Annotated in this window: 22 protein-coding genes; 11 read left to right on the top strand and 11 right to left on the bottom strand. The window is 39.9% G+C overall.

What is annotated here, in order from left to right:
• Nucleotides 1–266: 266 nt before the first annotated feature.
• Both pdxH and I6F41_RS05560 read left to right on the top strand, forming a co-directional pair.
• A complete protein-coding gene (gene pdxH, locus I6F41_RS05565) occupies nucleotides 267–905 on the top strand; it encodes a pyridoxamine 5'-phosphate oxidase (RefSeq protein WP_011327355.1) in 639 nt (212 codons plus the stop codon).
• A 21-nt stretch (nucleotides 906–926) separates the two neighbouring features.
• On the top strand, nucleotides 927–1694 hold the full coding sequence (locus I6F41_RS05560) for a TatD family hydrolase (RefSeq protein WP_011327356.1): 768 nt from the start codon (nucleotides 927–929) through the stop codon (nucleotides 1692–1694).
• Here the strand turns inward: I6F41_RS05560 and I6F41_RS05555 are convergent.
• Nucleotides 1661–2281 (bottom strand): AhpA/YtjB family protein, encoded by a 621-nt coding sequence (locus I6F41_RS05555; protein ID WP_011327357.1) that lies wholly within the window; start codon nucleotides 2279–2281, stop codon nucleotides 1661–1663. The two genes, I6F41_RS05560 and I6F41_RS05555, sit on opposite strands and share 34 nt — an antisense overlap.
• Nucleotides 2282–2454: 173 nt before the next feature.
• On the opposite strand from I6F41_RS05555, the gene serB reads away from it, so the two are divergent.
• Nucleotides 2455–3483, top strand: coding sequence for a phosphoserine phosphatase SerB (serB, locus tag I6F41_RS05550; protein WP_182683798.1), 1029 nt, complete (start codon nucleotides 2455–2457; stop codon nucleotides 3481–3483).
• On the opposite strand, the gene I6F41_RS05545 is transcribed toward serB, so the two are convergent.
• A complete protein-coding gene (locus I6F41_RS05545; protein WP_197107911.1) occupies nucleotides 3480–5957 on the bottom strand; it encodes a PilZ domain-containing protein in 2478 nt (825 codons plus the stop codon). The two genes, serB and I6F41_RS05545, sit on opposite strands and share 4 nt — an antisense overlap.
• 365 nt (nucleotides 5958–6322) lie before the next feature.
• Here I6F41_RS05545 and radA point away from each other — a divergent pair, with 365 nt between their 5' ends.
• The 3 genes from radA (at nucleotide 6323) to I6F41_RS05530 (ending at nucleotide 9550) form a co-directional block, all read left to right on the top strand.
• A complete protein-coding gene (gene radA / locus I6F41_RS05540) occupies nucleotides 6323–7708 on the top strand; it encodes a DNA repair protein RadA (protein WP_011327360.1) in 1386 nt (461 codons plus the stop codon).
• A gap of 81 nt (nucleotides 7709–7789) precedes the next feature.
• Entirely contained in the window at nucleotides 7790–8722 is a 933-nt protein-coding gene (locus tag I6F41_RS05535) for a hypothetical protein (protein ID WP_011327361.1), read from the top strand.
• A gap of 249 nt (nucleotides 8723–8971) precedes the next feature.
• The gene (locus I6F41_RS05530; RefSeq protein WP_197107910.1) at nucleotides 8972–9550 is read left to right on the top strand and encodes a TMEM175 family protein; all 579 of its coding nucleotides are present in this window, start codon (nucleotides 8972–8974) and stop codon (nucleotides 9548–9550) included.
• Between the two features lie 103 nt (nucleotides 9551–9653).
• On the opposite strand, the gene serA is transcribed toward I6F41_RS05530, so the two are convergent.
• From serA to metK, 5 genes are all read right to left on the bottom strand, one after another.
• Nucleotides 9654–10883: a phosphoglycerate dehydrogenase gene (serA, locus tag I6F41_RS05525; RefSeq protein WP_011327363.1), complete on the bottom strand. Its 1230-nt coding sequence runs from the start codon at nucleotides 10881–10883 to the stop codon at nucleotides 9654–9656.
• A 9-nt stretch (nucleotides 10884–10892) separates the two neighbouring features.
• On the bottom strand, nucleotides 10893–11546 hold the full coding sequence (gene rpiA, locus I6F41_RS05520) for a ribose-5-phosphate isomerase RpiA (RefSeq protein WP_089368934.1): 654 nt from the start codon (nucleotides 11544–11546) through the stop codon (nucleotides 10893–10895).
• 52 nt (nucleotides 11547–11598) lie between these two features.
• Nucleotides 11599–12195, bottom strand: a complete 597-nt coding sequence (locus tag I6F41_RS05515; RefSeq protein WP_197107909.1) for a 5-formyltetrahydrofolate cyclo-ligase — start codon at nucleotides 12193–12195, stop codon at nucleotides 11599–11601.
• A 20-nt stretch (nucleotides 12196–12215) separates the two neighbouring features.
• The gene (locus I6F41_RS05510; RefSeq protein ID WP_197107908.1) at nucleotides 12216–12767 is read right to left on the bottom strand and encodes a hypothetical protein; all 552 of its coding nucleotides are present in this window, start codon (nucleotides 12765–12767) and stop codon (nucleotides 12216–12218) included.
• A 152-nt stretch (nucleotides 12768–12919) separates the two neighbouring features.
• Entirely contained in the window at nucleotides 12920–14071 is a 1152-nt protein-coding gene (gene metK, locus I6F41_RS05505; protein WP_011327367.1) for a methionine adenosyltransferase, read from the bottom strand.
• A 303-nt stretch (nucleotides 14072–14374) separates the two neighbouring features.
• Here metK and tkt point away from each other — a divergent pair, with 303 nt between their 5' ends.
• From tkt to I6F41_RS05480, 5 genes are all read left to right on the top strand, one after another.
• Entirely contained in the window at nucleotides 14375–16366 is a 1992-nt protein-coding gene (gene tkt, locus I6F41_RS05500) for a transketolase (RefSeq protein WP_089367825.1), read from the top strand.
• 185 nt (nucleotides 16367–16551) lie between these two features.
• Complete coding sequence (gene ppnP / locus I6F41_RS05495; RefSeq protein WP_011327369.1) at nucleotides 16552–16866, top strand: pyrimidine/purine nucleoside phosphorylase; 315 nt, start codon at nucleotides 16552–16554, stop codon at nucleotides 16864–16866.
• Between the two features lie 201 nt (nucleotides 16867–17067).
• On the top strand, nucleotides 17068–17424 hold the full coding sequence (gene hpf / locus I6F41_RS05490) for a ribosome hibernation-promoting factor, HPF/YfiA family (protein ID WP_011327370.1): 357 nt from the start codon (nucleotides 17068–17070) through the stop codon (nucleotides 17422–17424).
• A 212-nt stretch (nucleotides 17425–17636) separates the two neighbouring features.
• Complete coding sequence (locus I6F41_RS05485) at nucleotides 17637–18809, top strand: NRAMP family divalent metal transporter (RefSeq protein WP_011327371.1); 1173 nt, start codon at nucleotides 17637–17639, stop codon at nucleotides 18807–18809.
• A gap of 146 nt (nucleotides 18810–18955) precedes the next feature.
• Nucleotides 18956–19270 carry a helix-turn-helix domain-containing protein gene (locus I6F41_RS05480; RefSeq protein WP_182683793.1) on the top strand — a complete coding sequence of 105 codons (315 nt, stop codon included), beginning with the start codon at nucleotides 18956–18958 and terminating at the stop codon, nucleotides 19268–19270.
• Nucleotides 19271–19442: 172 nt separating this feature from the next.
• Here the strand turns inward: I6F41_RS05480 and I6F41_RS05475 are convergent, their stop codons facing one another.
• The 4 genes from I6F41_RS05475 to I6F41_RS05460 form a co-directional block, all read right to left on the bottom strand.
• Complete coding sequence (locus I6F41_RS05475) at nucleotides 19443–20471, bottom strand: hypothetical protein (protein ID WP_197107907.1); 1029 nt, start codon at nucleotides 20469–20471, stop codon at nucleotides 19443–19445.
• 139 nt (nucleotides 20472–20610) lie between these two features.
• A complete protein-coding gene (locus tag I6F41_RS05470; protein ID WP_197107906.1) occupies nucleotides 20611–21798 on the bottom strand; it encodes a vWA domain-containing protein in 1188 nt (395 codons plus the stop codon).
• Between the two features lie 266 nt (nucleotides 21799–22064).
• A complete protein-coding gene (locus I6F41_RS05465; RefSeq protein ID WP_011327376.1) occupies nucleotides 22065–22910 on the bottom strand; it encodes an AAA family ATPase in 846 nt (281 codons plus the stop codon).
• Nucleotides 22911–22969: 59 nt separating this feature from the next.
• A complete protein-coding gene (locus tag I6F41_RS05460; RefSeq protein ID WP_011327377.1) occupies nucleotides 22970–23209 on the bottom strand; it encodes a DUF1653 domain-containing protein in 240 nt (79 codons plus the stop codon).
• Nucleotides 23210–23226 lie beyond the last annotated feature (17 nt).

The following is a 23226-nucleotide window of genomic DNA, read 5'->3' as shown; positions in this document are numbered from 1 at the left end:
CTTTACACCGAGGTTGGGTTGAGTGAAACGAAACCCAACGATACACCTGATACTCTGTATTTATTGTTATCGCATAAACTTGAGACTCTGTGTTTATTGCTATCGAATATACCTAAAGCTCGATGTTTATTGCTATCGCATACACTAAAAATTTTGTGTTTACCGGTATCGAATATACCTAAAGCTTGATGTTTGTTGTTACTAGCATCACTATTTAAGCTCGTTACTCTAAGCTCTTTTCTAACGCTTTATTTAAAGGATTTATTATGAAACTCGAAGATATCCGTCGTGAATACCTGCAAAACGCGTTAAGCGAAGATAACTTGCTTGATGATCCGTTTAAACAGTTTGAAACCTGGCTTGAGCACGCTGTAGCAAGTAATTTACCTGATCCAACCGCTATGGTAGTGGCGACAGTTGATGATACCGGGCAGCCTTCGCAGCGCATTGTATTGCTTAAGCATTTAGATAATGATGGTTTTGTGTTTTTTACTAATACAGGTTCGCGCAAAGCGCAGGAGCTTAAAGGTAATAATAAAATATCGCTGCACTTTCCTTGGCACCCTATGGAACGCCAAGTAATTGTGTATGGCGAGGCTAAACCTTTACCTACTTCTGCGGTGGCTAAGTACTTTTTATCTCGCCCTAAAGAAAGCCAGCTAGCAGCGTGGGCATCAGCACAAAGTCGCCCAGTTTCATCGCGTAAAGTGTTGATGGAAACCTTTGCCAATATGAAAAACAAGTTTGCTAAAGGTGAAATTCCTTTACCTGACTTTTGGGGTGGCTATTGTGTTGTACCGCAAAAAATTGAGTTTTGGCAAGGTGGGGCACACCGCCTGCACGACCGCTTTATGTATCAGCGCCAAGCAGACAACAGCTGGCAAATTACACGCTTAAACCCTTAATAAATCGATGAGTAAGTAACAATGCAATTTATTGACTCTCATTGCCACCTCGACTTTACAGAGTTTGACTCAAACCGCGAGTCACTCATTAGCGAGTGTGTAGCAAAGGGAGTTGAGCAGTTTGTGGTGCCCGGTATTAGTTTGGCCCAATCGCGTGCATTACTTGAATTTAAAATTAACTTTGCAGGCGTAAAAATAGCTGCAGGACTGCATCCTTACTTTTTAAATCAGCATCAAGAGTCCCATATAGAGCTGCTATTTACATTTGCTACGGCCAATAAAAACCAGCTGGTGGCAATTGGCGAATGCGGTCTAGATCGAAGTATTGAAAACCTCTCCAAACAAACCTTTCTATTTGAACAACAAATAGCATTGGCTAATCAGCTAGGGTTACCGTTAATTGTGCATCATAGGCAAAGCCATGATTTAATAGCGCAGTCGTTTAAGCGTTGTAAGCCTAAGTATGGAGGGGTTATTCATGCGTTTTCGGGATCACTTCAACAAGCTCAATATTATATTAAGCAAGGTTTTAAGCTCGGTGTAGGCGGTGTTATTAGCTACCCGCGAGCGGTTAAAACGCGCGATGTAATTGCCAATATAAATACATCGCACCTAGTGCTTGAAACCGACTCGCCATCAATGCCGCTATGTGGTTATCAAGGGGAGATCAATACGCCGCTGCAAATAGTGCGGGTATTTGATGTATTGTGTGAATTAAAGCCCAAACAACACAAAGAGCAACTAGCTACAGAGCTTTACGACTCATGCTGTGATGTTTTTTGTATATAGCGATTAACCTGCCATATTTTTAAGCCACGGCCAAATTGCCAAGTAAAAATACATGCAATTACCAACATTAATAATACTTGGCGACCTAAGTCATGAAAATGATTGTGGCTAGATGTAACTGCCGCACGGGTTAAATAAGTAATAGATACAAAACCAACAGGTCTGTCGTCGTCACTTACCACGGGCTCTATAAACGGTGTTTTAAGTTTACTAACACCAGGAGTTGATTCAGATAGCTGGCCGCTAACATGCAGCGATTGCCAATTATCGCTACTGGCTATAAGCATGCCTTGCTGGTCGTAAATTGTGGCTGAAAGTACAAATTCATCTTTGCTTATGTTGTTACATAATGCATTAAGTTGCGGTTTGTTTTTTTCAATTAACGGGGTTTTAGCATTTAATGCCATAAATTTGGTGAGCGATTTTGCCGTACTATCGGCACTGTCATAAAGTAATTGGTGGCTTTGAAAACTACTATTAATGCCCACCCAGCTCAGTAATATTAAGCAGGCAGTAGCAAGCAATAAACGCACTAAGCGTTTTTTTTGTGAGGCAGTGATAGGGTTTTTAAGATGGTTATTTTTCATAGTCACCGTATATACTACTGACAGCATTTTGATTTGATGTTACAAATGCTATACCCAAGTTGTTTGGGTATACTATAACCTTAAACCCCACCTGATGGCGAATTTAGCGCAAGTAATATATTTAACATTTTGTAAGTAGCTATCAGGATAACAAAAAAATTCACGGAGAATCCATGTCGCAAACGAACATGGCACAGCCTGGTGCTGAGCAACCATTAACGCAGTTAGTATTAAATAAATGGTTTAGCTATCAGGATGAGGTGTTTTTACCGTTAAAAAACCTACCTAATAAACACCAAGGTTTATTTAGTATTGCCTTTGCTGGCAATTTTAGTATTACCCATATTAAAGCCATAATAGATTTTTTTGCGAAGCATAATCAAACCGTTACAGGGCTTTGCCAGTATCAGCCGGACTTAAGTTTACCAGCGGCACTGTGTTTTTATATTAAGCAAGCAGAGCTGCCGATTAACCCGCTAGTATTACAACAATTTTCCAGCACACTTGATTTTCAGCTAGTGCAAATAGCTTGCCCACCCAACTTGTATGAGCCAGGTTTATTGGTAATGGATATGGATTCAACCGCTATTACTATTGAGTGCATAGATGAAATTGCACGCTTAGCTAACGTATACGATGAGGTTGCTTCGGTAACAGCACTGGCAATGGCTGGTAAGCTTGATTTTAGTGAAAGCCTAAATCAGCGCGTCGCTAAACTTACCGGAATTGAAAAAAGCTTAATAGATGAGTTAAAAAATAATTTACCTTTAATGCCGGGTATTAAAATGCTTTGCCAAATACTTAAACAGCATCAGTGGCACTTAGCCATTGCGTCGGGTGGTTTCGTACCCTTTGCAGAGCAAGTACAAGCGTTAATCAATTTAGATGAAGTACACGCTAACGTGCTTGAATTTAAAGATAATAAGCTCACAGGTAAAGTATTAGGCACAATTGTAGATGCACAGCAAAAAGCCATTATTTTAGAGTCATTACAGCAACAGCTGGGGTTAATAAAGTCGCAAACAGTGGCGATTGGCGATGGGGCTAACGATTTAAAAATGATGGCAACAGCAGGGCTAGGTGTAGCAGTACATGGTAAAGCAAAAGTGGTTGAGCAAGCCCAAGCAGCTATTTGCCAAGGCTCGTTATTACAATTACTGTATATGCTAGCTATACCATTAAATAGTGAGGCTACTGTTTAACGCAGGCGGTTTAGCCAAAGCAGTTTGCGGCGACCCATTTGGTCAACTTGTTGCTGTTCAAGTTTTAAATGGCTTAAGGCTTCTTCGGTGATATCGACAATATCACCGACACCCGCTACAGACCACAATGCCTCTTCTAATTCCCTTGCTTTATGCAGCGCATATTGACTCACATATTTTAGTTCGTTAGATAAATAATCGGTATCTGGGCGTCCAGTACGTGATATATACAAGCGCATAACAAAAATAAGATTCGACTTTAAGCCTTTGCTTATTTGTTCCTGAAAATCATTATAATCCTCACCTGCTATGCAATAACTGGTAATAGACTCTGAAATACTGCCCTTACGGGGATCAAAATTAATCACAAGTGTAAAGGCGCTTGGCGGATCTTGGCGGCTAAGATCTTTTATCTGTGGGGTGATCACATTAACGATTTGCTCATCAGTAATAATGCTCGATAAATCGGTTTTATTACCCAACAAACCAAAGTTTTGTAAAAGCACATGTAGTGGGCTAGGGTATAAGCCAAAGCCAATTGCACCTGCTTTAAAGTGCGCTCCTTCTTTATGTAAATAAAGTGGGAACTGGCAAACGCTTTTAGTTACCATATTTCTAAGTGCTGTAGAGAGCCCTGGCACTTTAGGCGCTTCTTCTGACACTTTTAGTTTATCTTTATTACTGTTAATTAACTGCGTAAAAAACAGCACTCCAGCATGGGGTAAGTCGGCAACTCGGCTGGCTTTTAAATTAATAATAGTGAACGACTTATTTACAGCCATCACTTCGTACTTTAGCTCACTAAGCTGATATGTTTTGGTTATTTTTTGTAAGTCAGGAAACGAGAGTAAAACAATGTCGCCTTTTTTTAAGCTTACTGGTTGTTTGCATTCAAGCTGCAAGCCCATAACCGAAAAGTCGCGAGTAAGGCCATGTACTACCTCATCGTTTACGCTAATCGACACATTCGTTTTATATAAGTAGCGCTTATCAGAGCGAAGATTTACATACTCTAAAGGTACAATATCTAAATAAGGCGCAGACTTACTTTTGCTATGGCCAAAACTCTTCAATTGATTAATCAAAGCTTTATCGTAATTTAATTGCTGATAGTGTTGCTGTTCAGTTTTATTACCAATAGCAGTTAGTACCACCATATATTTTACATTTTTCACTAACCCTTCTACCCGAGGAGAAGGCGGCTTATTGAGCTTTTCAATATTTTTACTTACAGTGTTTGGTAACGATAAAGGAATAAATGAGTCATCTGGATGGCTTGGCATAATTTGTATTTTAAAGCACTGCCAAGTGTCTTTTTGACTGCCAAAACCTAAAAATAAGTTTTTTAGCTGAGGGTTTTGTTCAAGCTCATTACGTGTTGCAGAATAATAATAAATTTTGCCCGCTGAAATATGAGTAAAAGTATATAAATAATCTTCTTTAACTGGAGCCTGTTTTAAAAGTAATGCATTAATGCGTTGCTCATTAAGCACACTGTATAAACAAGGGTTTTGGCGTTCATCGGTAAAGTAACGTTGAATAAAAATGTTGTTTTCGGTGGTTAGACTTAAGCTAGGATAAAGTACATTGTCTTTTTTACTTAAAAACACATATAAAGAGGTGACGCGTGGAATATAGTATTGCTCGTAACCCTTAGAAACCACAGCATCGAGCGTATTATCAAGGTTTACTTTATAGCGACGTTTATTACCGTGGATAAAGCTTTCTAAAAAATTATCAAACGCTTCATTATTTTCAATAAAGGTGCGTTTTAAACGAATATGATTAAACTCTTTAGAAATATTTTCTACGGCGACAACCTCATACTGAATGCCATTTTTTAAACCTAGCTCAAAGTCTTGCTCTAAACCTACCAAACGCAAGGCGATTAAATGTCCTTTTTTTAGTACATAACGAGTGGCTAGCTTTATTTTACAACCACTGAGGGATATATCGGAAGTGCTAGCAGCAATACTTTTTTTGTCTTTGTATTCAACCGTTACTTTAATTGAATAGTTCATTCGCTCTTCAGAGCGGCTTTCATAAGAGGCAAACTTTATAACATTTGTATTAAGGGAGTCATCAATGGCTTGCTCTGCAATTTTTTCTGTGGTTTTGCGTTGTAACACCCGATGATTATTTTCGGTGTTCATCACTGCCTCATAAACGGCAAGGGTATAACCACCGTGTTGTTTTAGCGCAGCTTCAAATACTTCAATCGCTGTTTCATCCATGAAATGTTGTTTGCCATTGTGATCATAAGGCTTTACCTGCCCAGTCACTAAACCACGTAAGTCAATAAAGCGCGCTATCGGCTGAGATAAGCGTGTCATTTCCATTTTCATTAAAAACTGTTCAGGCTTTGTAAGCCCAGCTATTTTAGACTTAAAAATTAAATCAAATTTAGGGTTGCCTAAATAATGTTTTAATTCAGATATAAGATCTTCGTGCTTGAGCAGTATGTCTTCAGCCATTTATAAAACCATCACCGTCTAATTAAAAAAGTAGGTATACTATTAAATCCATTTATTAGAAAACTCAATAAATGTCGTATCGTGTTATTGTTGTTAATATAGGTACGATTATTCGAGTAACTACAGTTTAGCGCTTGTTATTATGTGTTAAATACCAATTTATTGGCAAGTTACTTTAAACTATTATTCAAGCAATAAGTATGCCCTAAAGTATAGTAAAAAAGAAAACAGCATTAATAGATAATAATAGTAGTGCTAAATTATCTTGTTGGTATGACTCATTGTTAGGCGAAAGTTTAAAATGGTAAAATAAGCACTTAACATTAAGTATTTTTAAAATTAAAGAATAGTAGGTAAAGTTATAAATGGCTAAAGCGGCAAAAGTAGAGTTTGTTTGTACCGAATGTGGCATGAACTACCAACGTTGGCAAGGTCAATGCCGCTGTGGTGCATGGAACACATTAGCAGAATTTAAACCGTCAGCAGGGCAAAGTAAAAAAGCATCGGCACGCGTAAGTGTAGGTGGTTATGCTGGGGGGATTGGTGGCGGTTCTAAAAAAATTAATGATATTGCTACCGCAGAAACTGAAAAACAGTTAACTGAAATTGGCGAGCTCGATCGTGTTTTAAGTGGCGGTGTAACAACGGGGTCAGTTAATATAATCTCTGGCGATCCAGGGGCTGGTAAAACAACCTTGTTATCTGATTTAGTGGCACGAATGTCACAACGCATGCCCTCACTTTACTGTACCGCAGAAGAATCTTTATCGCAGTTTAAAAACAGAGTGAATCGTTTAAAGTTAAATTATAACCCTGATGCGCTTTATTTACTTTCCGAAACCAGTGTTGAAACCATCATTGAAGAACTCGATAAAAATAAAATTAAGTTTGCAGTAATAGACTCCATTCAAGCAGTGGTTACCGACACAGCTAACGGTAGCCCAGGCTCGCCTTCGCAAGTAAAAAGTGCCGCGCAAGCACTTACGCAATACTGTAAGCAAAATGATGTCACTATGTTCATTATTGCCCATGTAAATAAAAACAACGAAATAGCTGGTCCGCAAACGCTGGTGCATATAGTTGACGCACTATTGCATATAGATACTAACGATGGGCAAATTCGTACCTTACGAGCAAATAAAAACCGCTTTGGTGATATAGATACAGTCGGTATTTTTAGAATGTGCGAACGCGGTATGCTCAGCGTTGATAACCCCAGCGAAATATTTTTATCAGGCTCAACTACAGATTCACCTGGCTCTGCAATTACGTGTATTCGTAAAGGTAATCGTAATTTATTACTCGAAATTCAATGTTTAACCACTGAGATTGAGGCGGAATTTCCGCAGCGTGTTTGCGTTGGTTTAAACATGAACCGAATAAAAATGCTCACCGGCATACTGCGTAAGCACACAAAAACTAAAATATTTCACGATACGTTTTTTAATATAGTGGGTGGCTTAAAAATTGATGAATCAGAAACCTGTATAGATTTAGCGTTGGTTGCTGCGCTACTTAGCAGCTTAAATGATTTTGTTGTGCCACGTACCACTTGTATTATGGGAGAGCTGAGCTTAAATGGCGACGTACGCCCAATAGACAGTGGCGTACCGCGCGTTAAAGAAGCTGCGCAGCATGGCTTTACGGAAATATTTATTCCATTTCGTAATTACCATAAATCAATGGAAGGGCTGGGCGCTAAGATCACCCCGATAAAAACAGTACATGAGTTACTTAGTTTAATTAATTAGCAAAAACGCTTATCGGTGATGTTCTGCAATGTTACTCTTGAGCTGAAACAATTTATATAAAGACTTAAATAAGGAAATAACATGAAAAAGTTAGTTATAGCTGCAGCAATTGTAGCTGCCGGTGTTGGTGGCGTAAGTTATGCAAATCACGTAGCCACTAAAGAAGTACGTGCAGAAATAGATAAGCAACTAGCACTAGTGAGCGAGCAAACCGGCGCTACATTTAAGTATGCAGACTTATCGGCTAGTGTTATTTCCAATAGTGTAGAAATTAGCAATATGGAAGTCATTAGTTCTGAAGGCGATAATGTTGCCAGTATTCAAAGCATTGAAGTGACAGGCTACGAAACCGATAAAATTTCACCACACACTACATTTGATGTAAAAAGCTTTCAATTTAATAAAGACTTTGTGGCTAAATTACCAGCCGATACAAATACTATGTTAGCGTCGGCCAGTTACGATTTACATTCATCACTTGATTACGATGAAAAATCGGGCGACAGCGATGTGGTAGTTAAGTTAGATGCAAAAGACATTGTTAGCTTTAATATGAATATGGGTCTGGCAAACACACAAGCACTTATGGATGCATCGCTTGCGATCAGTAAAGCGCAGCAAGCAGCGGGCAGCGAACCTTTAACTTATGAGCAAGAATTACAGCAGCAAACGCTAATAATGCAAGCTATGAGTAAGTTAGAGCCGCGCAGTGTTAACTTTGAACTTAATAACCAAGGCGAGCTTAAAGCATTGCTAGAAAGCGAGCTTATTAAGCAAGGTATGAGTGTTGAGCAAATGCAAATGATGGTTGAGCAGCAGCTACAGCAAGCGCCAGTAACCGAAGAAATTGCAGGAGCGATTAGCGGCTTTGTTAAAGGCTTAAATTCATTTAGCGTGTCGGCAAAACTACCTGAAGGCAAAACTATGATGGAAGTTAACCAACAAATAATGATGCTAATAGGCCAGCCTGAAAAGCTTGTAGAGTACATTAATCTAGAAGTTAAAGGCGACTAAAAGTAGCTATAGCAATCGCGATATCAGTTAAAAATGATAGCACGATACACATAATTAAAGCGTGGGTTTAACTCGCGCTTTTTTATGCGTAAATTTTGCGTTTAGACTAGGTGTTAACTCTCAAAATTAACAATTAGTTTACCAGTACTCATTTTATCGTTAGTATTCATTACTATAAAAACTGTTATTTATCATATTAAATAGCCATTAAGGCTCAAACTAATTACTTAAAGTTGAATGGGGTTACAGATGGGAAAAGGTCGATTAGAAGCTTTTAGTGATGGTGTGTTGGCAATTATTATTACCATTATGGTATTGGAGCTAAAAATACCTGAAGGCGCGGGAATTGAAGCACTTGTGCCTATGCTCCCTAACTTTTTTAGCTATGTTTTAAGTTTTGTATACGTAGGGATTTACTGGAATAACCATCATCATTTATTACACGCTGCTGGCAGTGTTTCGGGTGGGGTATTGTGGTCAAATTTAAATTTACTTTTTTGGTTATCATTATTCCCGTTTTCGACCAGTTGGATGGGAGGTAATCACTTTGAGACACTACCTACCGCGACTTATGGTGCCGTGCTGTTTATGGCGGCGATTGCGTATAATATTTTACAACGCAGCATAATGGCGACAGATGGCTGCAGCTCTGTATTGCGCAAAGCAATCGGTGCAGACTGGAAAGGCAAAGTGTCTATGGCGCTTTACTTATCGGCAGTAGGCGTAGCATTTGTAGCACCATGGTTAGCACAAGTAATATATGTGGCAGTGGCGCTGTTATGGTTAGTGCCAGATAAAAGAATAGAGCAGGCCGTTAATCAAAATTAAATTTATTACTCTTTTAATTAGTTTTACCGCTAAGTAGGACAATAAAAAAGCCGCGTTTGTTATAAAGCAAACGCGGCTTAAAATTTTCTAAAACTTAAATTAGTTAGTGCAGAATACGTGCTCTTATCGTGCCTTCAACAGCGCTTAGCTCTTTAAGGGCAACTTCTGAGTGGTCGGTATCTACATCAATAACTACATAACCAATTGACTCATCCGTTTGTAGGTACTGCGCGGCAATGTTAATACCGTGCTGCGCAAACGCTTGGTTTATTTGTGTTAATACGCCAGGACGGTTGTGATGTACATGCAGTAAGCGACTACGATTAGCAAGCTCTGGTAGTGAAACCTCAGGGAAGTTAACAGCAGTAATAGTTGAGCCGTTATCTGAGTATTTAGCTAGTTTTCCAGCTACTTCAATACCAATGTTTTCTTGTGCTTCTTGAGTTGAACCACCAATGTGCGGCGTTAAAATAACATTGTCGAAATTACGCAGTGGCGATACAAACTCTTCATCGTTAGATTTAGGCTCAACCGGGAATACATCGATTGCTGCGCCGCTGAGTTTTTTGTCGGTAAGCGCTTCTGCCAATGCATCAATATCAACTACAGTGCCGCGAGACGCATTAATTAAAATAGCGCCCTGTTTCATAACCGCAAGTTCGGCAGTACCAATAAGGTTCTTAGTTTGTGGGGTTTCAGGTACATGCAACGTAATAATATCAGAGCGTTGTAATAGCTGAGTTAAATTATGTACTTGCTTAGCGTTGCCAAGTGATAACTTATCTTCAATATCGTAAAACTCAACATGCATACCAATATTTTCGGCCATAATACCTAACTGGGTACCAATGTGGCCATAGCCAATAATACCCAATGTTTTACCACGAGCTTCAAACGAGCCGTTTGCGGTTTTTAACCAGCCGCCACGATGTGCAGCAGCATTACGCTGTGGAATACCGCGTAATAGCAACAGTATTTCACCAAGTACAAGCTCTGCAACCGAGCGGGTGTTAGAAAATGGTGCGTTAAATACAGCAATACCACGTTCGCGCGCCGCATTTAAGTCAACCTGGTTGGTGCCAATACAAAAACAGCCAACCGCAACGAGCTTTTCAGCTGCTTCTAACACAGCTTGGTTAATATGAGTACGAGAACGAAGCCCCACAAAGTGTACGTCTTTAATACGTTCTTTTAGCTCGTCCTCAGGTAAGGATGTTTTAACATAGTCGATGTTGCTATAACCGTTACGTTTTAGCGTTTCAACAGCGCTTTGGTGAACACCTTCAAGCAAAAGAATTTTAATTTTGTCTTTTGCCAACGATACCTTACTCATAACCTCATCCTATTTAATTTGTGGCCCATTTTTAGTGCCGATAATCACTTTATCAGCGCCACGCTCTGCGAATAGGCCGTTGGTAACTACGCCAACAATTTGATTAATTTGTGTTTCAAGTTGTTTAGCTTGGGTAATTTTTAAATTATGTACATCTAAAATAACGTTACCGTTATCGGTAACTACACCTTGGCGATACACAGGATCACCGCCAAGTTTTAATAATTCGCGTGCTACGTAACTGCGTGCCATGGGTATAACTTCAACCGGCAGTGGAAAACCACCCAAGGTTGCTACTAATTTGGTGTCATCTACAATGCACACAAATTGTTTAGCTACCGCTGCTACTATTTTTTCACGAGTAAGGGCTGCACCGCCGCCTTTAATCATTTCGTTATGGGCGTTAATTTCATCAGCGCCGTCAACGTATACATCTAAAACATCAACGTCATTAAGTTCAAATACTTCAATGCCTAGCGCTTTTAAACGAGCTGTTGAGGCTTCTGAACTAGAAACCGCACCTTTAATGGTGTCTTTTATTGAGCCTAGTGCATCAATAAAGTGATTAACCGTTGAGCCTGTACCTACGCCTACAATAGTGTTCTCTTTTACAAACTCTAACGCTGCCCAAGCAGCTGCTTTTTTTAATTCGTCTTGTGTCATTGTTTTATGCTCATTTATGTCAAAAATTTCTGCTGGTATACAAAGTAACGCTTTACCAACAGTATGTTTTATCTGGGGTGATAATTGTTTTAAGTGGCACATCCCATGATTCTATGGGTAAAGCTGTTACTTTTTGGCATTCATGTGCTAAACCAATAAGTTGCGGCTTTTGCCAGTGTTGCTGGTGTAGCCGCGCCAATGTCCGATCGTAAAACCCACCCCCCATTCCTAAGCGATTACCTTGGTTATCAAATGCCACTAATGGCATAAGTAGGTAATCAAGCTCTGGTAACGGGCATATTTGAGTACAATTGAGCTTAGGTTCCAAGATACCATAGCGGTTTGCCTTCATGGGTGAGTTTTTTTCATAACGCTGAAATAGTAAATTAGCCCCGTTAAAGGGGTGAATTACAGGCAGGTAAAGGGTGTGCCCTTTATCCCATAATTCATTAATTAACAATGAGGTATCTAATTCGCCGTCGTTACTAAAATAAATGGCAATATGTTCTTTTTTAGTGTTTTTTTTGCCATTTAAGTATTGAATAAAATTCACTTTTAGCGATTGGGCGGCAATTAATTGTTGGTTACTTGATAAATTATTACGCAGTTCGCGGACAGACGCTCTTATTGTTGCACGTTTATTGCTCACTTTAGGATTTCACCCCGTAATTAAAAAGAGAATAAGTTAGGGACGGTTAAATATATTGCTAATAAAATAAGCAAAGTAACCACAGTTGCTATGAGTGAATATAACAACACATTACTGCGTTTTTGCAGTGGTGTGAGCAACTCATCATCAAGCATAAGATCATCGTCTTGCCACTCTATGTGTTCATCGGTAATTGGTGTGGCTTCAACCTCGGGTAGGCGCTGTTCAAGCTCGTCTAGTTTTTCTTCAAGGCGAATTAAGCTACTGGTAATGTAATCAAGCGCATCAAAAATTCTGTCATCGCGCTGGCTACTCGTTGCACTTGCCAGTTGAGTATTTTGATTAGGGTTGGTAACAGCCTGCAGCTTACTTTTAATACCTAAGCTGGCAAGTAGTTTGGCTTGCTTTAGGGCTTTGTCTTTATTGCTTGGCACAAATAGCGGTTTACCATTAAAAAAAAGCGACACTTTTTCATTTGATGTTTTTAATTTAGTAGCAAGCATGGCAGTAACAGCTTTGCTGTCAACGCCCTCAGCGAGTCCTACAAAGGTAACACGAAAGTTGTCGGCCATTTTTAATTCCCTAAGCTTTTATAGTAAAACGAGTATATACCGAAAGTGCAAAACAATTCGAGAGTGATTTATGTTTCACGGCTTGAATAATAAGCTTTAGATATAAAAACGACCCTTAAAAGGGCCGTTTATATTTTTAATAGTATGTTGGCTTAAAGACCAGCAGCAGCGCGAAGTGCTTCTGCTTTATCAGTACGCTCCCAAGGGAACTCTTCACGACCAAAGTGGCCGTAAGCCGCCGTTGGAAGGTAGATAGGGCGCTCTAAATCAAGCATTTTAATTAAACCGTAAGGGCGCAAGTCAAAGTGCTCACGAATAAGCTCAATTAAACGGCTTTCTTCTAGTTTGCTGGTACCAAAGGTTTCTACGCTTATAGACGTAGGCTCTGCAATACCAATAGCGTACGATACTTGTAGCTCACACTTATCAGCAAGGCCAGCAGCAACAATGTTTTTAGCAACATAACGTGCAGCATAGGCAGCACTACGGTCAACTTTTGATGGATCTTTACCAGAGAAAGCACCGCCACCGTGACGAGCCATGCCGCCGTAGGTATCTACAATGATTTTACGACCGGTTAAGCCACAATCGCCCATTGGTCCGCCAATTACAAAGCGACCTGTTGGGTTAATAAAAAACTTAGTCGCGCTAGTAATTAGCTCAGCAGGAAGTACCGGCTTGATGATAGTTTCCATCACCGCTTCGATTAAATCTTTTTGTGAAATATCTTCGCTGTGCTGCGTAGAAAGTACAACAGCATCAATACCTACTGGCTTGCCGTTTTCGTATGCAAACGTAACTTGTGATTTTGCATCTGGGCGTAACCAGTTAAGCTCGCCGCTTTTACGAACCTGTGCTTGGCGCTGCACTAAACGGTGTGAGTAGGTAATAGGAGCAGGCATTAGTACTTCAGTTTCGTTACATGCGTAACCAAACATTAAGCCTTGATCGCCAGCGCCTTGTTCTTCTGGGCTAGTACGGTCAACACCTTGGTTAATGTCAGGAGACTGTTTACCAATAGTGTTTAAAATTGCACATGAATCTGCATCAAAACCCATATCTGAATTAGTGTAGCCAATGTCGCGAATTGTTTTACGTGTAATTTCTTCGATATCAACCCATGCGCTAGTAGTGATTTCACCACCAACCATAACCATACCGGTTTTTACGTAAGTTTCACACGCAACTCGGGCATGAGAATCTTGCTCAAGGATAGCATCAAGTACCGCATCAGAGATTTGATCGGCGATTTTATCCGGATGACCTTCAGAAACAGATTCAGAAGTAAATAAATGTTTTGCCATTGTATTTCTGCTCACAAATATTGCGCTTCACAAACGTCGGTATTAGCGCTTAAAAATTAAGGGGCGTATTTTATCGAAAACAAAACATCTTGCATAGTGTTTTTACGCCTAGACGTCTAAATAAAATATTTAATAACTTTTCGGTCTCAAAAAATATTCATAATGACCTATTATTATGGGTTTTTAATTGCACACCGCCCCTACAATAAGTAAGAATGGACTATACACTAGTCGCCAAGTTATACGGCGGCATAATCGAATACATAAATACCCGCGCAAAAATATATTAAGGTAGGAGAATTCATGCCATCTCGCAAAGAACTTGCAAATGCTATTCGTGTCTTGTCAATGGACGCAGTACAAAAGGCCAAATCTGGTCATCCTGGAGCCCCTATGGGCATGGCAGATATCGCAGAAGTATTATGGCGCGATTATCTAAAACATAACCCAACAAACCCAGAGTGGGCTGACCGAGATCGCTTTATATTATCGAACGGCCACGGTTCAATGCTTATTTATTCTTTATTACATTTAACGGGTTATGATTTACCGTTAGACGAAATTAAAAACTTCCGTCAAATGCATTCAAAAACACCTGGTCACCCAGAGTACGGTTATGCACCAGGAATCGAAACTACTACCGGCCCGTTAGGTCAAGGGATCACTAACGCAGTAGGTATGGCAATTGCCGAAAAAGCGCTAGCTGCACAGTTTAACCGTGAAGGTCACGATATTGTTGATCACTTTACCTATGCATTTATGGGCGACGGCTGCTTAATGGAAGGTATTTCTCATGAAGCTGGTTCACTTGCAGGCACATTAGGTCTGGGTAAACTTGTTGCATTTTGGGATGACAACGGCATTTCAATCGATGGCGAAGTAGAAGGTTGGTTTACCGATGATACGCCAGCTCGCTTTAAAGCATACGGTTGGCATGTAATTAGCGGTGTTGATGGCCACGACAGCGATGCTATAAGTGCTGCAATCGCAGAAGCTAAAAGTGTTACCGATAAGCCATCACTAATTTGTTGTAAAACAATTATTGGTTACGGCTCACCTAATAAGTCGGGTAGCCACGACTGCCATGGTGCACCACTTGGTGAGGACGAAATTAAAGCGTCTCGCGAATTTTTAGGTTGGACTGGCGATGCATTCGAAATCCCTGCAGACATTTATGCACAATGGGATAGCAAAGAAAAAGGTCAACAGCTTGAATCAAGCTGGGATGAAAAATTTGCAGCATACGCAAAAGCATACCCAGAGCTAGCGTCAGAATACAAGCGTCGTATTAACAACGAACTGCCTGGCGATTGGGCTGAAAAATCTCAAGCGTACATTGAAGAGCTGCAAGCAAACCCTGCAAACCCTGCATCGCGTAAAGCGTCGCAAAATGCATTAAATGCATTTGGCCCGTTATTACCAGAATTTATGGGTGGCTCAGCCGATTTAGCTGGCTCAAACTTAACAATTTGGGATGGCTCTAAAGGCTTAACACGCGACGATGCAAGCGGTAACTACATTTACTACGGTGTACGTGAGTTTGGTATGTCGGCAATTATGAATGGTATTGCGCTGCATAAAGGCTTTATTCCTTACGGTGCTACGTTCTTAATGTTTGTTGAATATGCAAAAAATGCCGTACGTATGGCTGCATTAATGAAGCAACCAAGCATTTTTGTATACACGCACGATTCAATTGGTTTAGGTGAAGATGGTCCAACTCACCAACCAGTAGAGCAAATTGCTAGCATGCGTTTAACGCCTAACTTATACAACTGGCGCCCATGTGACCAAGTGGAGTCGGCAATTGCATGGCAACAAGCTATTGAGCGTAAAGACGGTCCTACATCACTAATCTTTACTCGCCAAGGTTTAGAGCAACAAGCACGTAACGCACAGCAACTGAGCGACGTTAAAAAGGGTGGTTACATCCTTAGCTGCGACGGCAATCCAGAGCTTATTTTCATTGCAACGGGTTCTGAAGTGCAACTAGCACAAGATTCTGCAAGCGAACTACGCAAGCAAGGTAAAAAGGTACGTGTTGTATCTATGCCGTGTACTGATGCTTTTGAAACGCAAAGCGCAGCATACAAAGAAAGTGTATTGCCAGCATCTGTTTCACGCCGCGTAGCAGTAGAAGCAGGTATTGCTGATTACTGGTACAAGTACGTTGGCCTAAATGGCGCAGTAGTAGGTATGACTACCTTTGGTGAGTCAGCGCCTGCAGGTGAGCTGTTTGAGCACTTTGGCTTTACTGTTGAGAACATAGTAAACAAAGCAAACGAACTTTTTTAATCGCCTTTGATTAAATAAAGTAAGCAATTGAAAAACCCGCATATGTTGCGGGTTTTTTTATGCCCGAATATGAAACAACTTCACTTAAAGCAATACTGCTTTCCTTGCAAGAAAGTAAGCTATCAGGCAAGGTAGTGCGATAAAATTTATAAATAAAAATCTTAAATTATTAGCAGGAGCTAAATATGTCAAAGTTCGAAAATGTTAGTGTAATTAAAAAAGCCAATGTGTATTTTGATGGCAAAGTGTCAAGCCGAACCGTTTTATTAGGCAGTGGTGAAGCAAAAACATTAGGCTTTATGCAACCAGGTGAGTTTGTGTTCGACACTAACCAAAAAGAATGTATGGAATTATTAGCAGGGCAGTGGGATATTTTATTGCCAGGTGAAAGCGAGTGGAAAACATTTAATGCGGGCGAATCATTTAATGTTGATGCAAACGTAAGCTTTAAGGTAAAAGTAAGCGATTTTGCTGATTATTGCTGTTCATACACAGATTAATAGCACAAATACAACGCGGTTAGTATGTTATTTAACCGCTTAAAGAGCCCGTATAATGCGGGCTTTTGCATGTTTAATGCTCAGTGAGTGATCTAAATCAGCTTTACTAACAAATATTTGCTTAAATAGTTACATTTCTCCTTGTGTTAATTCATATTGCCCCCAATACTAACTATGAAGTAACACATAAAAGGATATAAAATGAAAATTAATCTTACAGGTCACCATGTTGACGTTACTGATTCAATTAGAGAACACGTAAACGAAAAGTTTTCAAAAATAGCGAATCACTTTCCATCTTTGATCGCGCTCGACATTATTCTTTCTAAAGTTCACAACAAGCTTCAAGCGGAAATTAGCACTATTTACGAAGGTGCACGTATATCGGTTAAGGGCGAAAACGAAGTGCTGTATCCAGCAATTAGTAGTGCCGCAAAAAAACTAGATACGTCACTAAAACATCGCAAAGGGCAAATTAAAGCTAATTTGCATGAAAAACCAGAAATAACAACCCCAGAAATTGCACACGAAATCATCCAAGAGATGGATCTTCGTTAACGTTTTTAGAGTTTAGGCCCTAACTTTTAGGGCCTAAAACCATTATTTATTAGCTTCGTTTTACCCCCTCATTTATTAATACTTTTCAGCTTTCATTTTGCGTTAAAACTCTGTAATTTATTCATTATTATAAATAAACAGTAAGTACACACATGCGCTCTGTAGTATCAAATTGGCAAACTCGCTTAAATGCATTGGGGCCGGGAATTCTAATGGCAACCGCTGCAATTGGTGGTTCACATTTAGTGGCATCAACCCAAGCGGGAGCCATATTTGGCTGGCAATTATTTTGGCTTATTTTAGTAGTAAACGTTTTAAAGTACCCATTTTTTCGCTTTGGCATGGAGTACACACTCGCTACCAAAAATAGCCTAGTAGAGGGTTATAAAAGCAAAGGGCCATTTTATTTTTACAGCTTCATTGTTCTTAATGTTGTTGCCGCTATCGTTAATACCGCAGGCGTATTATTACTCACCGCAAGCTTGTTGCATTACGCACTACCTATCACAATAGAAATAACACTGCTGTGTTGGATTTTACTTGGCGTGTGCTTAACCATACTTTTGCTAGGGCACTTTAAAGCGCTAGATAACGTGGCAAAAGGCATTATGGGGCTACTTACATTAGCAACATTAATAGCACTCGCTATTGCCTTTAGTAATGGCCCAATGGCACCTGCTGACTATGTAGGCCCTTCGCCGTATGAGTTAGCCATGCTTAGCTTTATGGTGGCACTAATGGGCTGGATGCCCGCCCCCATTGAAATATCCGCACTTAGCTCACTGTGGTTAAAAGAAAAACAAACACAACAAACAATATCTAAACGCGAAGGCTTATTCGACTTTAACGTGGGTTACTGGTTAACCGCAGGCTTAGCGCTGGTGTTTTTTAGCTTAGGTGTATTAGTGCAATACGGGCAAAGCAGTAATATAGAACTCGGTGGGGTCGCTTTTGCCAAACAGCTTATTGATATGTACGCACTTACCATTGGTGAGTGGGCAAGGCCGCTAGTATCAGCCATTGCTTTTTTATGTATGTTTGGCACCACATTAACGGTACTAGATGGTTATGCGCGTACTTTAAACGAATCGCATAAATTACTTGGTTTTAAGCAATCAAAACACAGCTTAAATACATGGCTAATACTGCAAGCACTTGCTGGTATGGCGGTTATTTTATTTTTTGAATCAGCCTTAGGTCCTATGCTTACCTTTGCCATGACACTGTCATTTGTAACCACCCCTATATTTGCTTGGCTAAACTTTAGCCTTGTGCGCTCCGAGCCCAGCATTAAACACGGCGTACTACTTAAAAGTTTAAGCTGGGTAGGGCTACTGTACTTAGTCGGTTTTTCTGTGGCATTTGTTGTGTGGATGATGATGTAAGTAAAAAAATTCAATAAAGCAATAAATTAGCGTACATTGCATTTGTACGCTAATTACCTATATAGCTATCTATAGTAAAAACGAAGTAACCGATTTAACAGCAGGTCAGAAAAAGCAATTGAAATAATTCTTAGAGGTGTGGCGCAATGAGCAAACGTGATTTGTTTTCAGAATTAACTACAGCGCTTGTTGATGCTAAAGCGCATTCACAAGATAAGCTTACATTGCGTACTCATACAGTAAATGATATCAACGATCTTGCTATCTCACCCGATGAAATAGTGAATATTCGAGAAAAATTTACTATGGCGTGCGATGTATTTGCAAACATTCTACATACCTCAGCAAGAACGCTCGAAAACTGGGAGCAAGGACGTAGCGCGCCTAATGGGCAAGCAATTACTTTATTAAAGCTTGTGCAGCGTCATCCTGAGACATTGAATCATATAGCTGAGTTGTAGAGTTTTATAAGCCTTATCAAAATGAATGAGGCATTTAGGTAAACCCGCTTATTTATCTTAAAAGTCAAAAAAAAGACCTGACCTTAATGTGATTTTTTGATCTCAATGTAGTGTTTGATACCTATTTTCTCGCTACACTTAAACAAGCTAAAAATACGAGTGAGGGTTTCCTTCACTTAGCTGCTGGGCAAACAAAAAAATATACTGTTAAAAGTATTACCAAACTCGAGTAACCAAAAGGGATTAGTTTATATGGCAATGTTTCGTTAAAAAAGTTTCTTTTTAAAGATAAGCTATCTAATTTTGTATAAATTTGCTCTGACAAGTAGTCATTGGATTTCAAAATATTGTTTATTATCTGACACCTTTCATTTTCAACTTGTTGGAATGTTGTCGTGATTCCGCTGTAATAATCAGCTAACGATTTCATTTTTTGATGAACTTGCCTTGCCATAGGGAGTACAACAACTAATTCAGGCTGGTTATCTCCGTAAAATTCTTTTAATTGTTGTAATTTATATTCAACGTCGTCTAAATTACTTTGATTTATTTTCCCTCCTAGCTTTAAGCGCTTATGCATCTCTTGAAAGGTTATTGCAATTGTAGTTAGCGAATTGAAGTAGTGCTCATATGTATCACTTAGATTTTCATAGCTAGATGGAATGGTATTTTTAAAGTTATTGTTCTTTGTAAACTTTTCAAGTGTTGCCAACTCTGCTTTGAGACTTTCTTCACGCCAATCTTCTGGTATTAAGCGATCTATTTTGTAAAAAGCATCATTACTCTCTTCACGTGCAGCAATAGCCTTCGAATTATTTACTGCTAAAGAAGATGAAGGGATAAAATCAAAGGTATCACTAATATTTTGTTTTTTAATAGGACTTGATGACTTACCACTTTTGATGCACCAACTGTTGATTGATTCTTGTAATGTTAACCAGTAAACAAACACATAGTAAGCAATTATAAAACATAGTGCCCCAGCTAATGTAAGAGAAGATACTCCTGGATCAATCTTTATTCCTAAAAAAGAAGTAATTTCTCGACCTTTGAGGAATAGTAACAAAAAGTATGCCAGCGATGAGTATGCTAGTAACTGAATTTTATACTTTCTACACTCATCATTTATTGGATGATCTTTCGCTTCAAACAAATAAAGTTTGACCGTGTGTGCTATGTTTTCATTATCTGATTTATCCATACTTCTTAGGTCCATAATCTACTTGTAGTCAGTTACATGTCATTAAACACTCACAAAAGTAATAGAGAATGGAGTCGCGTCTGCCTTTACTACTTTTTGAGTGACATTTACTTGTACTGAGCTGACATTAATAGCAATATCAACTCAGCTCTTTTATCGCTCTACTTATTCCATCTAAACTCAGCGCATACATGCGGTTGTTCATCAGCTCTTTAATAAAACCTATTGATTGATAGTACGGCCAGTGTTCAACGGGTTGTGGGTTGAGCCAAGCCACTTTATCAAAGTGATTTGTGACACGTTGTAACCATACACTGCCGGGCTCTTCGTTGTAGTGCTCTACCGAGCCGCCGGGGTAGGCTATTTCGTACGGGCCCATAGTGGCATCGCCTACAAATATTACTTTGTAGTCGCTGGTAAACTTATTAATTAGCGTCATGGTGTCTATTACGTTTGAGTGGCGGCGTTGGTTGTCTTGCCACACGTGCTCATATAGGCAGTTATGAAAGTAGTAAAACTCTAAATGTTTAAATTCGCCATGGGCGGCGCTAAATAATTCTTCGCAGGTATGAATGTAGTCATCCATTGAGCCGCCAATATCAAATAGCATGAGTACTTTTACTGCATTGTGGCGCTCTGGTGCCATTTTTACGTCAAGCATACCGCCTTGTTTTGCGGTAGCGCGAATGGTCTCGTTTAAATCTAGCGTGTCGCTGGCGCCAGTGCGGGCAAATTTACGTAGCTTTTTAAGGGCAAGTTTAATAGTACGCGAGCCAATTTCACGGTCGGAGTCTAAATTGCGATATTCGCGTTTATCCCACACTTTTACTGCTTGGCGGTTACGGTTGCCGTCTTGGCCTATGCGCACACCTTCGGGGTTATAGCCATAAGCACCAAAAGGTGAGGTGCCGCCAGTGCCAACCCATTTATTACCGCCTGCGTGGCGTTTTTGTTGCTCTTCTAAGCGCTCTTTTAGGGTTTTCATTAGCTCGTCGAGGCCGCCCATGGTTTTAAGTTGGGCTTTTTCTTCATCGCTAAGGTTTTTTTCAAACTCTTTACGCAGCCAATCTTCTGGTAAGTTGTGCTGTTGCTTTAAGCTCTCGAGCAAATCAAGGTCGGCAATACCACTAAAGTAGTCGCTAAAGGCTTTGTCGAATCGGTCAAAGTGCGTTTCGTCTTTTACCATTATAGTGCGTGCTAAATGGTAAAAAGCGTCTACGTCGGCAAATATAACACCCTTTTTTAAGGCGTTAATTAAATCAAGCAACTCGCGCAGGCTTACCGGTAAACGGTATTTACGCAGCGTGAAAAAAAACTGTACTAACATGTTAGGGCCTGTTTATCTTTCGAGGTTAAATTTGCAGCAGTGTGTTTGGTATTTAGGCAAGGCAGAGCCTATGTAGTGTGGTTATTCCCCATAAATAGGCGATAACGCAGCATAAATACCAAACACGCGCTGCCTGAAGGTTCGTCCTAGGGACGATTAACTCTTTGTTGCTCGGCTTTTACTTAGCCCACTAGGTTACAAACCTCGCGCCACGATTAAATCGTCCTTAGTTAGAACAAATTTTAATCCTGAAAGGTCAACAGGCCCTAGCGGCTCATAAACGCGAGTTTTTCGATTAGGCTTATGTCTTGCTCATTTTTAAGTAATGCGCCAAACATTGGCATTAAACCGCCTTTTTTAGCTTTGTCGTGGAGTGTTTTTGCGTCTATATCTTCTGCCATAAGTAGCTTTAACCAGTCGAGTAATTCGCTGGTAGATGGCTTCTTTTTAAGACCGTTTGCTTCGCGTAGGTTAAAAAACACTTCGAGTGCTTGGCGTACTAAATCTTGCTTAACGTTAGGGTAGTGCACGTCAATAATTTGCTGCATTTCATCGGCAGATGGAAAATCAATGTAATGAAAAAAGCAGCGGCGTAAAAATGCGTCGGGCAGCTCTTTTTCGTTATTAGAGGTGATGATCACAATAGGGCGCTCTTTTGCTACTACTCGCTCGCTGGTTTCGTAAACATGAAATTCCATTTTATCGAGCTCTAACAGTAGATCGTTTGGAAACTCAATATCGGCTTTGTCTATTTCATCTATTAATAATACAGGGCGTTTACCGTGTTGGTCGGCGTAAGTAAATGCTTGCCACAGTTTGCCTTTGACTATGTAGTTACTAATATTGTGTACGCGCTCGTCGCCCAGCTGGCTGTCGCGCAGGCGCGAAACCGCATCGTATTCATACAAACCTTGCTGCGCTTTGGTGGTCGATTTAATGTGCCACTGAATAAGTTCGGTATCTAAGCTTTTTGCCAGCTCTTCAGCTAGCATGGTTTTACCTGTACCCGGCTCACCTTTAATTAAAAGTGGTTTTTCGAGCATAATAGCCGCGTTTACAGCTTGCTTAAGCGCAGAGCTGGCGATGTAATTGTCGGTTGAATTAAATTGCACTTTATTACCTTCTTTTCGTCACAGGTCAGATGAGTTTTTATAATCCTATCATGCCATAGTTAACCGGCTTCACCAAGGTAGCTAAACCGAGGAATAGTTTTGCCATCTTTTTCAACTGTTTCGCTAAACATTTCTAAAGGGCGTGCCCATATACCAAACTCACCGTATAGCGCTTGGTAAATTACCAGTTGCTCACTGGTTTCGCTGTGAGTGGCTACATAAAGCACTTTGTACTGTGCCCCTTTGTAGTGTTGGTATATGCCTGATTTGAGGGAAATTGGTTTTATTGCTGTAGTCATGTTTTGATCTCTTGTAT

The sequence above is a fragment of the Pseudoalteromonas sp. SCQQ13 genome, assembly GCF_015864415.1.
Classification (GTDB): Bacteria; Pseudomonadota; Gammaproteobacteria; order Enterobacterales; family Alteromonadaceae; genus Pseudoalteromonas; species Pseudoalteromonas nigrifaciens.
The sequence above is the reverse complement of the archived record's forward strand: the minus strand, read 5'-3'. Positions and strand labels throughout refer to the sequence as shown.